This is a genomic window from Rhodococcus sp. PvP016 (assembly GCF_017832185.1).
In the GTDB taxonomy this organism is placed as follows: domain Bacteria; phylum Actinomycetota; class Actinomycetes; order Mycobacteriales; family Mycobacteriaceae; genus Rhodococcoides.
This window is the reverse complement of sequence record NZ_JAFIBH010000001.1, coordinates 146641-162234: the sequence shown is the minus strand read 5'-3', so window position 1 is coordinate 162234 and position 15594 is coordinate 146641. Positions and strand designations below refer to the sequence as shown.

Here is a 15594-nt window from a genome sequence, read left to right as displayed (position 1 = left end):
CTCAGCGAGGGATTCTGCACCGGATTTCGTCCAGCACCGCCGTCGGACGCTCGACGAGGTCCGCCCACGTGTAGCGAAGCACGGTCCAGTCCCGGCTCAGGTCGTTCTGACGGCGCCGGTCGCGTCGGAAGGCGGTCACATCCGAATGGAATGCCCATCCGTCGATCTCGATCGCCAGTCCTACTGCCGGGAAGGCGAAGTCGATGACGTAGGCGCCGAAGCGGTAGTTCGCGATCCAGCCGGTGATGCCGCCGGCTCGCAACAACCTGATGAACAGCCGTTCGGCCTCGGATCGTGCACCGCCCTCGGCGGCTCGCAACATCCGCTCGGCTGCGGCGGCTCCGCGGCGGCCGGCGTTGCGGGAGTGTGTGGCGCGCAGAGCCGACACAGTCGTGTGTCTGCCGAGCGCGCGGTCCATCACAGCGATGCCTCCAGTCGGGTCGACGGATGCTTCGAGGACGGTCAGTGCCAGAGCCGTGACTCGAACGCCTTTGCGCACGACGACGTCCGAGTAGGTGAGATCGCGACGCCGCACCCGCGTGCCGGCCAGAGCGTGGCTCCGGCCCCGGCGAGGCGTGGTGACGTCGACGATGCGGGGTGGTGTGGTGACGAGGTCGAGCCAGAACGCAGCAGTCATACCGGACGCGGTGGCACCTGCGCCCGAGCCCCACACCGCACTGCGGATACGTGCCCGGTCGGTGAACTCGCGGTCGTTCACGAAGTACACGTTGGGCGCCACCCGGAGCCACACGCCGCTTCGTACACGGCGGTCGACGCTCTGTCGCGAGAGCCCGCACGCGAGGGCCTGCGCTCCCGTGATCACCCCGTCCTGGCTTCCGATCACCTCGTTCAGCATGCGAGATGGACGGTTCCAGGCTTCCGCAGGTTCCCGTTCGACCGAATCCGGTGCGGAAATAGTCGCTCAGCGAGCATTTCTGCACCGGATCCGCAAAACACCAGCAACGTCCCCGCAACACGGAAGTCCTAGCCTCACCCTCACACCCGCCCACACTCCGAAAGAGGCTCACCCATGGCCGTGAAGGAACCGCGCCCCGTGGCGTCCGATTCTCGAGACGAATCGTCCGACTACCTGGCCAAGCGCACGCTCAAGACCGGCAGCGCGGGGTGGGTGCTGCTGGCCGGGTTGGGTGTCAGCTACGTCATCTCGGGTGACTACTCGGGGTGGAACTTCGGGCTCGAGCAGGGCGGGTTCGGTGGTCTGCTGATCGCGGGCATCCTCATCGCCGGCATGTACTTGGCGATGGTGCTGGGTATGGCGGAGATGTCGTCGGCGCTCCCGGCCGCGGGCGGCGGATACACGTTCGCCCGGCGCGCGCTCGGACCGTGGGGCGGGTTCGCCACCGGCACAGCCATTCTCATCGAGTACGCCATCGCCCCCGCGGCCATCGCGACGTTCATCGGCGCGTACGTCGAGTCGCTCGGCCTGTTCGGGATCACCGACGGGTGGTGGGTCTACCTCGCCGTCTACGCCATCTTCATCGGCGTGCACCTCGCCGGTGTGGGTGAAGCGTTGAAGGTCATGTTCGTCATCACCGGCATCGCCCTCGTAGGCCTCGTGATCTTCGCGGTCGCCGCGGTTTTCCAGTTCGACGCCTCCAACCTCACCGACATCGCCCCGACGGACGCCGCGGGCGCGTCGAGCTTCCTGCCGATGGGCTACCTGGGGATCTGGGCCGCCGTACCGTTCGCCATCTGGTTCTTCCTCGCCATCGAGGGCGTGCCGCTCGCGGCCGAGGAGGCCAAGGATCCGGCGCGCAACGTCCCGCGCGGCATCATCGCCGCCATGGCGGTGCTGCTGGTGACCGCCACTGCCATGCTCATCCTCGTGACGGGTGCCGGCGGTGCCGACGCGATGCAGGCGTCGGGCAACCCGTTGGTCGAGGCGCTGGGAGACAGCGGCGCCGCGACGGTGGTCAACTACATCGGTCTCGCCGGTCTGATCGCCAGCTTCTTCTCCATCATGTACGCCTACTCCCGACAGCTGTTCGCGCTGAGCCGCGCGGGCTACCTGCCGAAGTCGATGTCCGTGGTCAACAGCCGGAAGGCGCCGACGCTGGCACTGATCGTGCCCGGCGTCATCGGCTTCGCCCTGACATTCACCGGTAAGGGCTCGATGTTGTTGAACATGGCCGTCTTCGGGGCGGCGCTGAGCTACGTTCTGATGATGGTGAGCCACATCGTGCTCCGTCGCCGCGAGCCCGACATGCCGCGCCCGTACCGCACCCCCGGCGGCACGGTCACGACCGGGTTCGCCCTCGTCATCGCGGCGTTCGCCGTGATCGCGACGTTCCTCGTGGACAGCCAGGCGGCGCTGTGGTGCCTGGTCGTCTTCGCGCTCTTCATGGTCTACTTCGGCGTCTACAGCCGCCATCACCTGGTGGCCAATTCTCCGGACGAGGAGTTCGCGGCGCTCGCAGCGGCCGAGGACGAACTCGGGTGAGCACGTACCACCAGCAGATCTCGGGATCGACCTACACCTTCGACGGTCTCGTCGAGGTCATGGCGAAGGCCACCCCGGCGCGATCGGGGGATCAACTCGCCGGCTGCGCGGCGGAGTCGGACGCCGAGCGTGCCGCCGCTGCATGGGTTCTGGCAGATCTCCCGCTCCAGACCTTCCTGGACGAGCAGGTGGTGCCGTACGAGAGCGACGAGGTCACCCGCCTCATCATCGACAGCCACGATGCGCAGGCGTTCGACGCGGTCTCGCACCTGACGGTCGGCGGTCTGCGGGACTGGTTGCTCACGGTCGCAGCGGAACCCGACAGCGCCCGGACATTGCGGGAGGTCGCGCCGGGGCTCACGCCCGAGATGGTGGCCGCGACGAGCAAGATCATGCGCAACCAGGATCTCATCGCCGTTGCGCGGGCGGCGACGGTGATCTCGGCGTTCCGCACCACCATCGGTCTGCCCGGCACGATGGCCACCCGGCTGCAGCCCAATCACCCGACGGACGACCCGCACGGTATCGCCGCGGCGACGCTCGACGGTCTGCTGATGGGTTCGGGCGACGCCGTCATCGGCATCAATCCGGCGACCGACTCACCCGCTGCGACAGCGGATCTGCTGTACCTGCTCGACGAGATCCGCCAGCGCTTCGAGATCCCGGTGCAGTCGTGCGTGCTGTCCCACGTCACCACCACCGTGGACCTGATAGGCAAGGGCGTTCCGGTGGATCTCGTGTTCCAATCCATCGCGGGAACCGAGGGTGCCAACTCCAGTTTTGGGGTGACGGTGCCGATGCTCCTCGAGGCCAACGAGGCGGGAAAGTCGTTGCACCGCGGCACCGTCGGGAACAACGTCATGTACCTGGAGACGGGGCAGGGTTCGGCGCTGTCCGCCAACTCGCACTTCGGTGCCGGCGGCAAGCCCGTCGATCAACAGACCCTCGAGACCCGCGCGTACGGGTTGGCCCGCGCGCTCGATCCGCTGTTGGTCAACACCGTCGTAGGCTTCATCGGACCCGAGTACCTCTACGACGGCAAGCAGATCATCCGCGCCGGCCTCGAGGACCACTTCTGCGGCAAGATCCTGGGCCTGCCGATGGGTGTCGACGTCTGCTACACCAACCATGCCGAGGCCGACCAGGACGACATGGACACGTTGCTGACGCTCCTCGGTGCCGCGGGCGCCGCCTTCGTCATCGCCGTGCCCGGTGCCGACGACATCATGCTGGGTTACCAGAGCCTGTCCTTCCACGACGCCCTCTACGTCCGACAGGTGTTGGGCCTCAAGCCCGCTCCCGAGTTCGAGGCGTGGATGCACCGGCTGGGGATGACCGACGACGCGGGACGGGTGCTGCCCATCGATGCGTCCACCTCACCCCTTCGAGCATTGACGACGCCGGCATGAGCACCCCGGACTTCTGGACCGACCTGCGTGTCACGACGCAGGCGCGCATCGGACTCGGCCGGGCGGGCGACGCGTTGCCGACGACACGGGTGCTCGAGTTCCGGGCCGCCCACGCCGCGGCGCGGGACGCGGTCCACATGCCGCTCGACACCGACAGCTTCGCTCGGGAGATCGCGGCCGTCGGACTCGGCGATCCGGTGGTCGTGTCCAGCAAGGCGGCCACCCGCAGCGAGTATCTACGTCGTCCCGATCTGGGACGGCGACCCGAGGACCTGTCCGGTGTCGACGCCGTCGATGCGGACATCGGAATCGTGTTGTGCGACGGCCTGTCCCCGCGGGCGCTGATGGATCACGGTGCGGGTCTGCTCGCTGCGCTGAAGGAGTCGCTGGGCACGTTCACGATCGCGCCTCCGGTCATCGCGACCCAGGCCAGGGTGGCTCTGGGTGACCATGTCGGCGCGGCGCTCGGGGTGTCCACTCTGATCGTCGTCATCGGCGAGCGTCCCGGTCTGTCGGTGGCGGACAGTCTGGGCATCTACCTGACCCACGGACCGAAGCCGGGGCGCAACGACTCCGAGCGCAACTGCATCTCCAACATCCACCCGCCCGGCGGCATGCACTACGACCACGCGGCACGGGTGACGGCATCGCTGGTCGCGGGTGCGCGCACGCTCGGGCGGTCCGGCGTCGATCTCAAGGACTCCTCTCGCGAACTGACCTGACTCGCGCACCGTTAGGGTCTGACATCGTGCTGCTGCAACGTGTGCGCGTCGATCCCGCGCGGGACGACCTCTCGGACGTCCGCATCGTCGGTGACCTGGTGAGCGAGATCTCGGCACCCGGAGAACGCCTGACTCCCGCCTCCGCCGAGACCGTCGTCGACGGGCGCGGGGGAGTGGTGCTGCCCGGGTTCGTCGACGGGCACCTGCACATGGCGCAGTGGGCGCTCGCGCGCCGCCGCCTTCCCGTCGACGCTGCCACCAGTGCACGGCACCTCGTCGATCTGCTGGTGGCGTCGGGCCTCACCGGCGACGTACGTGCGCAGGGCTTCCGGGGTGCCCTCTGGCCGGACGCACCGCACAAGGACATGCTCGAGGCCGCGCTGCCGGGTGTGTCCGTCGCGGTGACGAGCATGGACCTGCACACCGTGTGGCTCTCCCCGGCGTTGCTGCGCGAACTCGCGATCGACCACCCCACCGGCGTCTTCCGCGATCACGACGCCATCGCGATCGCGAGTGCCGTCGACGCGCGCGTCGGAACGGGCGTGCTCGACGAGTACGTCTGCGAGGCCACCGAGGATCTCGCCGCGCGGGGCGTCACCGAGGTCCTCGATTTCGAGTTCGACGACAACCTCACCGCGTGGACGCGACGCTTCGCCTCCGGTCGTCCCGCGGTGCGAGTGAGCGCGTCGACGTGGCCGACGTGGCTCGAGGAGACGCTGGCGGCCGGTCACCGGACCGGCGACGTCGCCGCGGACACGGGCGGCATGCTCCGCATGGGGCCGCTGAAGATCATGGCCGACGGGTCGCTCAACACGCGGACGGCCTGCTGCCACGACCCCTATCCCGACGCGGGGCACGCCGCGCCGGCGACGCACGACGCCGAGGCGCACGGGCTGCTGCTCGTCGACCACCCGGAGCTGGTGCGGTTGATCTCGCGCGCGGCGGGCGGCGGTGTCGCCGCCGCGGTCCACGCGATCGGCGACCGCGCGAACACCGTCGTGCTCGACGCCTTCGAGACGGTGCGCGCGCTGATGGACTCGGGCGCTCTCCCCGTCGCCGGTGGCCGCGTGGAGCACGCGCAGCAGGTCCGCCCGGAGGATCTGGACCGGTTCGCGGCGCTGGGCGTCGTCGCCTCGGTCCAGCCACAGCACGCGGTGACCGATCGCGACGTCGCCGACGTGCTGTGGTCCGGCCGACGATCGATCGCGTACGGCTATCACACGCTGCACCGCCACGGGGCCATGCTGCAGTTCGGGTCCGATGCTCCCGTCTCCCCGCCCGATCCGCGGTCGGCCGTCGCCGACGCGGTGTTCCGCACCGACGACGAGCGACCGTCCTGGCATCCGGGCGAGGCGGTGCCGATGGACGTCGCACTGCGGGCGGCGTCGGGTGGGCGCGTCGGTGTCGACGTCGGATCCGCCGCCGACCTCGTCGTGCTCGCCGAGTCTCCGTACGTCCTGTCGAACGCCGACCTGCGGTCCGTTCCGGTGATCGCCACGATCGGCGCGGGACGCGCGACCCACGTCTCCTGAGCCCGGGCCACCGTGTCGGAGACACACGCGGTGGCCGAGCAACCGACCCGTGTCGCTACCCGGCGGTAGTGTCGATGTGTGACAACAGTCTCGCGGTGTGGGTGCATGTTTCACGCCTGGTCGACGCCGCCAGGTGCGTCGCGGGCCGCATTCGGGGCGACGGTGAGTCACAGGCCGTGCCGGTTCGGTGGAAAGTCCGACAACTCCTCAGGAAACGGGTCCGGCGACCGTTTCCGTGCCATTCCCCGTGACGCGGGTGGGAAACATGTTCCGAGGGCGTCATTCCTGGTCACGCGCCCGTGTCGCGCGATGCGCGGCGAGCGCGTTGAGTCGTACCCGACATGGTCGACTAGCATGGAGGGCTGCCTGCCAACGAAAGGACTGTCATCGACCACGTCGATTCATCGTCGCTGATCACCGATGTAACGAGTGGCGCCCGCATTCCGGTAAGGAATGAGGTGGACGTGGAGCACGACGCCCACGGGCGAATCGACGGTCACAGCGCCGGCTACGGACCGCGAATCGGGGGAGTCGCTGTTCTGCCGCCGTTCACGACGGTGAGCTCGGCCGGCCGGGGCGCGGTGGGCGAGCACGGTGTCGCGAGAGATCACGGGGAGTAGACGAGTGGATGACGGTGCACGGTTCGACGGCGGACCGGCTGACGACGACCGCTCAGGTGAGACGGTGACGAGCGCGACGCCGACGGTGTTGCCCGAGGGTGCGTTCCCTCTGTCGGGAGCACAGCGCGGCATCTGGTTCGCCCAGCAGTTGGCCGGGGACGTGCCGATCGCCATCGCGCACTACGTCGAGCTGAACGGAAGCCTCGACCTCGATCGTCTCGAGTACGCCCTGGACCGGGCGGGCCGTGAGTTCGGATCGGGTTATCTGCGTCTGGCGGAGGTGGACGGCGAGCCGTTCCAGTACGTCGACCTGAGCATGCGTGACCACATCTCCTACTTCGACCTGCGCTCCGAGTCCGACCCGGAAGCCGCGGCGATGGACTGGATGACGCGCGAGTACAGCACGCCGGTCGACATGCTGGTCGACCGCCTCGTGGTGTCCCACGTCCTGCAGCTGAGCGACGAGCGGTGGTTCTGGTACTCCCGCATCCATCACGTCGCGCTCGACGGCTTCGGCGCGATGACGATGATCCAGCGCACCGCTGCGCTGTACACCGCGGCGGTGGAGGGCCGGGAGCCCGAACCCTCCAAGGCCGTCGACCTGAACGATCTCTATGTCGACGACGCCAAGTACCGCTCGTCGGACCGCTTCGAGAAGGACGCCGCGTACTGGGCGGAGAGGGTGCGCAGCCTCCCGGATCCGCCGTCGCTCTCGGCCGTCACCGCGCCGCCGACGTCGCCCGCGCTCATCGCCGGTGGTTTCGTCTCCACTGATCTCGCCGAGCGTCTCGACCGGCGTGTGACCGAGCTCGGCACCGCGTCGGCACCGTTCGTGGTCGCCGCCTTCGCCGCGTTCGTCTCGCGCATGACCGGGGCCGAGGACACGGTCCTGAGCCTGCCGGTCTCGGCTCGCACGACGGCGGCCATGCGTCGCTCGGGCGGCATGGTCTCCAACGTCGTCCCGCTGCGTCTCGCACTCCCGCCGAGCTGCACGGTCGCCGAGTCCGCGTCCCGCGCCCAGCTCGAACTCACCGGCGCCCTGCGCCGACAGCGCTACCGCCATGAGGACATTCGTCGCGACAGCGGCGAGTCGGCGACCCAACGCGGACTGTTCGGCCCGTCGATCAACATCATGCTGTTCCACGACGAGCTGCGGCTCGGCGACCTCAACGGCTCGTACAACGTCCTGACCACGGGTCCGGTCGAGGATCTGGCGCTGAACATCTATCCCGGTGCGGACAGCCGGGAACTGCGCATCGACTTCGAGGCGAACCCGCTGCGGTACACGCAGGACCAGTTGAACGCGCATCGTGCCCGCTTCGTGCGCTTCCTCGATGCGCTGATCGATGCCGAGCCCGACGCCCCGCTCGGATCCCTCGAGGTGCTGACCGTCGACGAGCGGCGGCGTTTCGTCCCCGCGCTGGGTGGCGAGAGCTTCCCGCAGGTCACCTTCGGCGACATCATCGCCCGCGCCGTCGACGCCGCTCCGGAAACGGTGGCCGTCACGTGTGGGTCGGAATCGGTCACGTACGCCGAACTCGACGCGCGCTCCAACCGCCTGGCTCGGCTGCTGATCTCGCGGGGCGTCGGACCGGAGAGCGTGGTCGCGGTCGCGCTCGGTCGATCGGTCGAGATGATCCACGCGACGTGGTCGATCGTGGCGTCGGGCGGCGCCTTCCTGCCCATCGACCCGGCGTATCCGCTCGAGCGCATCGTGCACATGCTCGGGGACTCGGGCGCCCGGATCGGCGTGACCACCCGACGACACGTCGCCGATCTGCCGGACACGATCGACTGGCTCGTCGTCGACGATCCCGAGCTGTGCGGCGACCTCGAGGTCTGCTCGCCCGCCCGCATCACCGACGCCGAGCGATCGGCTCCGGTCCGACCGTTCACCGCTGCGTGGATGATCTACACCTCCGGGTCCACGGGTCTGCCCAAGGGCGTCACCGTCGGCCACGACGGACTGTCGAACATCATCGGCGAGATGACCGTCTCCTACGGGGTGTCGACGACGTCCGTCGTCCTCGGTGTCGCGTCCCCGAGTTTCGACGCGTCCATCTTCGAGCAGCTGATGGCGCTCTCGTCGGCGACGACGCTGGCTCTCGCTCCGTCGGGGGTGTTCGGCGGAGAGGAACTCGCGGACTACATCCGTGAGAAGAACGTCACGCACGTCGTCATCACGCCGGCCGCGTTGGGATCGCTGGACCCGGAGGGTCTGGAGCAGATCGAGTCGATCATCAGCGCGGGCGAGGCACTGCCGTCCGAGGTGGCGGCACGCTGGGCTCCCCGGACCGCGCTGCGGAACGCCTACGGCCCCACCGAGACCACGATGATCGGATCGATCTCCGATCCCCTGGAGCCCGGCGCTCCCGTGACCATCGGGTCGCCCATCCGGGGAACGCGACAGGTGGTGTTGGACAACAGGCTCCGGCCCGTTCCCGTGGGTGTGGTGGGCGAGCTGTATCTCGCCGGTGTGGATCTCGCCCGCGGCTACGCCAATCGCTTCGCGCTCACCGCCACGCGCTTCGTGGCCGGGCCGTGGGCCGAGCCGGGCGGGCGCATGTACCGCACCGGTGACCTGGTCCGGTGGACCGAGGACGGGGACATCGTCTACGTCGGTCGCGCCGACTCGCAGGTGAAGATCCGGGGCTTCCGCATCGAACTCGGCGAGATCGATGCGGTGCTCGCGGAGCATCCCAGCGTCCGTACCGCCGTCACGGTGGCGCACCGGCAGTCGTCCGGAGCGACGGTGCTCGCGGCGTACGTCGTGCTGCGTCCGGACTCGACGCTCGAGCACACCGAACTGCTGCGCCATGCGGCGCAGCATCTTCCGTCGCACATGATCCCCGCCGCCGTCGTGGTCCTGGACCGCCTGCCCGTCACCGTCAACGGCAAGATCGACCACCGGCGTCTGCCCGAGCCGGTGCTCGCGACGCGCGAGTTCCGCGCCCCGACCACCGTGGTCGAGGAGATCGTGGCATCCGTCTTCACGCAACTGATGGGTGTGGACCGGGTCGGACTCGACGACGACTTCTTCGCTCTCGGCGGCAACTCGCTCATCGCGACGCGCGCCGTCTCCCGCCTGGGTGCCGCTCTGGGAACCCAGGTCTCGGTACGCACGCTGTTCGAGGCTCCCACCGTGGAGTCGCTCGCGTCCCGGTTGCAGCAGGGTGGCCGCGGCGAGACCCGGACGCCGCTCGTGCCGCGCGAGCGAACGGGCCCGGTGCCGCTGTCGCTCGCGCAGCGCCGCATGTGGTTCCTCAACCAGTTCGACCCGTCGTCGGTCGCCTACAACATCCCGTTGGCCCTGCGCCTCGAGGGTGATCTGGACATCGCCGCGCTGCAGGTCGCGATCATGGACGTCGTCGACCGCCACGAGGCGCTGCGGACGTCCTACCCGGACACCGAGAACGGACCGGTCCAGGTCGTCCACGACCCCGAGGCCGTGGTGCCGGATCTGACGCCCGTGCCGGTCGACGCGGAGGATCTGCACGGCGTGCTGATCTCCTTCGCGATGACCACCTTCCAGGTCACGGAGCACGTGCCGCTCGTCGGTCGCCTGTTCCAGATCAGCGAGACCGACCACGTGCTGGCCATCGTGGTGCACCACATCTCCGCCGACGGCGCGTCTCTGACGCCCCTCGCGCGCGACCTGATGGCGGCCTACAGCGCTCGCATCGCGTTCTACGCGCCCACGTGGACTCCACTGCCCGTCCAGTACGTCGACTACACGTTGTGGCAGCGGGAGGTGCTAGGGTCCGAGGACGATCCCACGTCGCTCATCGCGCAGCAGGAGCGCTACTGGGTCGAGACCCTGCGCGACGCACCGGATCTGTTGCCGCTCCCGATCGACCGTGCTCGTCCGTCCCGGTCGTCGCTCAGCGGCGGAGCACACGCGTTCGAGATCGACGCCGAGCTCCACGCGAAGATGATCGACCTGGCCGGCCGCCACCGCACCACGCTCTTCATGGTGGTGCACGCGGCGTTGGCCGTGACGCTCGCCAAGATCAGCTCGACCGACGACATCGTCATCGGTACCCCGGTCGCGGGACGCGGCGACGCGGCGATCGACGACCTCGTCGGGATGTTCGTCAACACGTTGGCGCTGCGCACCACCGTGGGCAGCCGCCAGCCGTTCGACGCGCTGCTGGACCATGTCCGGGAACGCGACCTGCAGGCGTTCGCCAACAGCGACGTGCCGTTCGAGCGTCTCGTGGAGGTGCTGTCCCCGGCGCGGTCGGAGTCGCGTCACCCGATCTTCCAGGTGATGCTCGCGTTCGAGAACATGGGTCACTCCACGGTGGAACTCACCGGACTGCGCCTGTCCACGGTCGATCTCGATCTGCAGGTGGTCAAGTTCGATCTGCAGCTGACCATGACCGACCGCACCGACGACGCGGGCCGTCCCGCCGGTATGCCGGCGACGTTCTCGTATGCGTCGACACTGTTCGACGCGTCGACCATCGAGGCGATCACGCGCCGGTTCGTGCAGGTGCTGACCACGATCGTCGACGATCCCACCGTGTCGGTCGCCGACATCGACGTGCTCGACGCCAGTGACCGCGTGGTCGCCGAGAGGTCGATCCAGCGCGTGTCCGAGGGCCGTCCCGTGGGCGACGACACCATCGTCTCGCGCGTGCTCGATCACGCTGCGAGCCACCCCGAGGCGAGTGCGGTGCGGTTCGGCGAGGTGTCGATCACGTACGGCGAGTTGGACTCTCGTTCGCGCGCTGCCGCAGCGAGGCTGTACGCGCTGGGGGTGCGGTCCGGCGATCGGGTCGCGGTGGTGTGCGACCGGTCGGTGGATCTGGTCGCCGTGCTGTTCTCCGTCATGCGGGCCGGCGCGACCTACGTGCCGATCGACCCCGAGTATCCCGGTGACCGCGTCGACTACGTCGTCGCCGACTCCGGTGCGCGCTTCGCCGTGGTCTCCGCTCGGCTCGAGGACCAGGTGCGCCGGGACGGACTGACAGTCGTCGTGGACACCGATGTCGTGGCGCCCGAATCGGATTCGGAGTCGGACTCCACCGCGCTGCTGCCCATGGCGCGGCCGGACGACGTCGCGTACATCATCTACACCTCCGGATCCACCGGTAACCCCAAGGGTGTGGCGATCCCGCACACCAACGTGGTGACGTTGCTGACGAACACCGAGCAGTACTTCGGCTTCGGACCCGACGACGTCTGGACGATGTTCCACTCCTACGCCTTCGACTTCTCGGTGTGGGAGCTGTGGGGCGCGCTCACCACGGGCGGCAGCGTCGTCGTGGTGGACCACTGGACCGCGCGCTCGCCGGGCGACTTCCTGGACATGCTCGCCGATCGGGGCGTGACGGTGCTCAACCAGACACCGTCGGCGTTCTACCAACTCGCCGAGGCCGAGCGCGACCGGGCGGGCACCGAGCTGTCCCTGCGCCACGTCGTCTTCGGCGGTGAGGCGCTGGATCTGTCGCAGCTGCAGCGCTGGTACGCGCGGCACGCGGACGACAGTCCCCGACTCGTGAACATGTACGGCATCACCGAGACGACGGTGCACGTCACCTACCAGGAGCTGACGGCGGCGTTCGCGGCCGCGGCCCAGGGCAGCGTGATCGGCGTTCCCGTCCCGGGTCTCGGCGGCATCGTGCTCGACGACGCGCTGCGACCCGTCCCGGTCGGCGTACCCGGCGAGCTCTACGTCCTGGGTGATCAGTTGGCGCAGGGCTACGTCGGTCGCCCCGACCTGAACGCCACCCGGTTCGTGGCCAACCCGTACCTGGCCGGTCAGCGGATGTACCGCTCCGGCGACGTCGTGCGGTGGAACCGCGACGGCGCGCTGGAGTACCTGGCACGCGCGGACGCCCAGGTCCAGATCCGCGGGTTCCGTGTGGAACTGGGCGAGATCGAGACCGTGGTGGCGTCCACGCCCGGGGTCGCGGGGGCCGCGGCGTCGGTGGTGCGGCGTCCGGCCGGCGATGTCCTGGTCGCGTTCGTGGTCCCCGAATCGGGCTCCACGGTCGACGCGGTGGCAGTCACCGAACACGTCGCCTCGCTGTTGCCGGCGTACATGGTTCCCGCGCGCATCGTCGAGCTGGACCGTCTTCCGCTGACCGTGAACGGCAAGCTCGACCGCAAGGCGCTGCCCGAGGTCACCGAAGACTCCGATCGCACGTACCGCGCACCCGAGACGCGGGTGGAGAAGGCGATCGCAGGGGTCTTCGAGGACATCCTCGACGTCACGCCCGTCGGCCTGGACGACGACTTCTTCGGACTCGGCGGCAACTCGCTCGTCGCGACGCAGGTCGCGTCCCGCATCGGTACCGAACTGGGCGTGCACGTTCCGGTCCGCGCCGTGTTCGATGCGACCACCGTGGCTCGTCTCGCGGCGGTCGTCGCCGAGCTCGGTGCCTCCGATCGACCCGCGCTCGTCGCGGGTCCCCGTCCCGACGTGATCCCGCTGGCGCTCGCGCAGCAGCGCATGTGGCTGAGCAACCGGCTCGACCCGTCGTCGCCGATGTACAACCTGCCGTTGGGCATTCGACTCGAGGGCCGTCTCGATCTCGATGCGCTGCGCCGGGCCGTGCACGACCTCGTGACGCGGCACGAGATCCTCCGCACCGTCTATCCCCACACGGACGGCGTACCGCGGCAGGAGATCCTGACCGTCGACGAGGCGGGCGTCGAGCTCGCGGTCGAGGACGTTCCGTCCGCGCGCTGGATCGACGAGTTCGTCGCTCTCGCGACGCGCGGCTTCGACGTCACCACGGCGGTCCCGCTGCGGCTCGCGGTGTTCCGCGACCCGGAGATCTCCACCGAGGCCGTGCTCGCGATCGTCGTGCACCACATCGCCGCGGACGGCGTGAGCCGCGTGGCGCTGACCCGCGACCTCGTCACCGCCTACCTCGCACGCACCGAGGGCGCCGATCCCGCGTGGGCTCCGCTCCCCGTCCAGTACGCGGACTACGCCGTGTGGCAGCGCGACGTCATCGGATCGCCCCGCGACGCCGAGTCGGTCGCGTCCGCCCAGATCGCCTACTGGAAGCAGGCTCTCGACGGCCTGCCCCCGGAGCTGGACCTGCCGCGTGACCGGGAGCGACCCGCGTCGCCCACCCGCGAGGGCGCGTCGGTGCACTTCGCCGTGGACGGGTTCGCGGCGGATCGGGTGGAGGCCCTGGCCCGCGACCACAACGCGACGCGCTTCATGGTGGTGCACGCGGCCCTCGCCGTCGTCCTCTCCCGCCTGTCCGGATCGACGGACATCGCGATCGGCACCGCCCTGGCGGGCCGTGGAGATCCGGCGCTCGACAACCTGGTCGGCATGCTCGTCAACACGGTGGCCCTGCGGCTGCGGGTCGACGAGGATCTGAGCTTCGCCGAACTGGTGGTCGCCGCGCGCCGCGTGGACGTCGACGCGTTCGCGCACTCGGAGGTGCCGTTCGAGACCGTCGTCGACGCCGTCGCGCCGCAGCGCACGGGGTCTGTGCCGCCGCTGTTCCAGACGGCACTGGCGTTCCGCAACATCACGCCGGCCCGGGTGGAGCTGCCCGAGATCACCGTGTCCGAACTGGAGAACCCGTTCGAGCCGGCCAACTTCGATCTGTTGCTCACGGTCGACGACGACGGCTCGCGGAAGCCGGGCGGCGACATGACGATGATGTTCACGTACTCGACCGAGCTGTTCGACGCGGAGACGGTGGAGACGTTCGGCCGGCATCTGGCGTCGGTGCTGCGGGCCGGGGTCACCGAACCCACGCGCGTCGTCGCCGATCTGCCGCTCGCCGAGGTGGTCGCCGCGGCGCCCGAGGTGGAGCCCACAGCTCCCGCTGCGTACTCGGGACCGTCGGTGGTCGCGTCGTTCGCGTCGGCCGTGGAATCGGATCCGGACGCGCCCGCCGTCGTGGTCGGCGAGAACGAGGTCAGCTATGCCGACCTCGACGCCCGCTCCAACCGTCTGGCGCGCTGGCTCGCGGGGGCAGGCGTCGGTGCCGGGTCGACGGTCGCCGTCCGGTCCGGCGACTCCGGCCTCGACACGGACACCCTGGCCCTGTGGTGGGGGATCCTCAAGGCGGGCGCGGCGCTGGACATCGGCCGAGTCGCACCCGATGTGATCGTGCTGTCCGGCGCCTCCCGCAACGGGAGCCGGGCGCCGCTGATCCTGTCGGTGGACGACGCGGCCGATGACGTGGCGGAGTTCTCCGCGCGCCCCGTCACGTACGCGGACCGGGTACGCCCGCAGAACGGCGCCGATCCGGCACTGGTCCTGCCGACCGGGACGGGCTCGGTCGGCGTGCTGACGTTCGACGAGCTCTCCGGCATCGTGTCCGCCGAACTCGATCGACTCGCCGTGGACTACGAGTCCCGGTTGTTCGCGACGGCGGCGGTCTCGTCCGTGTCGCAGGCGCTGCGGGCGCTCGTCGCCGGTGTGGCGGGTGCTGCGGTGCTGGTGCAGGACGGTGCGGCGGAGTCGCTGACGGACGTGCTGCTCGACCAGTGGGTGACGCACCTGTTCGCCACCCCGTCGGACCTGTCGGTGGTGGACGCCGGTGAGTTCGAGGATCTCGCCGTGGTGGTCACCGACGCGGGCCGGGGCGACAGCGAGTCGTGCGACGGCTTCGCCGACGGCACCGAGATCGACGTCGTGCCGTTGACCTCGACGGGTATCGGACTCGCCATGCGGAGCTCATGACGGGATCCGTCCACACCACGGAGACAGGCGCCGTTCACACCACCCGGGTGAGCGGCGTGCGCGCCGCCCTGCTCGATAGGGTGGATCAGATGGGGCGACGCCCCATGAAGCACGCGTGCGCGCATCCGCGGGGAGTGTCGCGAGTACGCAGCGGGATCGTCGGTGGGCAACCACGGGCGAGG

General features: G+C 69.5%; 6 protein-coding genes. 5 read left to right on the top strand and 1 reads right to left on the bottom strand.

Annotated elements, in window-relative coordinates; genetic code table 11:
* Position 1: 1 nt before the first annotated feature.
* Positions 2-856: a type IV toxin-antitoxin system AbiEi family antitoxin domain-containing protein gene (locus tag JOE30_RS00500; RefSeq protein ID WP_204868954.1), complete on the bottom strand. Its 855-nt coding sequence runs from the start codon at positions 854-856 to the stop codon at positions 2-4.
* Positions 857-1030: 174 nt separating this feature from the next.
* On the opposite strand from JOE30_RS00500, the gene eat reads away from it, so the two are divergent.
* From eat to JOE30_RS00475, 5 genes are all read left to right on the top strand, one after another.
* Complete coding sequence (eat, locus tag JOE30_RS00495) at positions 1031-2461, top strand: ethanolamine permease (protein ID WP_204868953.1); 1431 nt, start codon at positions 1031-1033, stop codon at positions 2459-2461.
* Positions 2458-3870 (top strand): ethanolamine ammonia-lyase subunit EutB, encoded by a 1413-nt coding sequence (locus JOE30_RS00490; protein ID WP_204868952.1) that lies wholly within the window; start codon positions 2458-2460, stop codon positions 3868-3870. The genes eat and JOE30_RS00490 overlap by 4 nt, the downstream gene beginning before the upstream one ends.
* Positions 3867-4592 (top strand): ethanolamine ammonia-lyase subunit EutC, encoded by a 726-nt coding sequence (gene eutC, locus JOE30_RS00485; RefSeq protein ID WP_204868951.1) that lies wholly within the window; start codon positions 3867-3869, stop codon positions 4590-4592. Before JOE30_RS00490 ends, eutC begins: the two co-directional genes overlap by 4 nt.
* Before the next feature lie 26 nt (positions 4593-4618).
* The gene (locus JOE30_RS00480; protein ID WP_204868950.1) at positions 4619-6124 is read left to right on the top strand and encodes an amidohydrolase; all 1506 of its coding nucleotides are present in this window, start codon (positions 4619-4621) and stop codon (positions 6122-6124) included.
* 684 nt (positions 6125-6808) lie between these two features.
* Positions 6809-15412, top strand: coding sequence for an amino acid adenylation domain-containing protein (locus JOE30_RS00475; protein ID WP_204868949.1), 8604 nt, complete (start codon positions 6809-6811; stop codon positions 15410-15412).
* Positions 15413-15594 lie beyond the last annotated feature (182 nt).

Bases quoted from the DNA above. Each gene is read 5' to 3' on its own strand.
- JOE30_RS00500 (WP_204868954.1), bottom strand. From the start codon at position 856: ATGCTGAACGAGGTGATCGGAAGCCAGGACGGGGTGATCACGGGAGCG.
- eat (WP_204868953.1), top strand. From the start codon at position 1,031: ATGGCCGTGAAGGAACCGCGCCCCGTGGCGTCCGATTCTCGAGACGAA.
- eutC (WP_204868951.1), top strand. From the start codon at position 3,867: ATGAGCACCCCGGACTTCTGGACCGACCTGCGTGTCACGACGCAGGCG.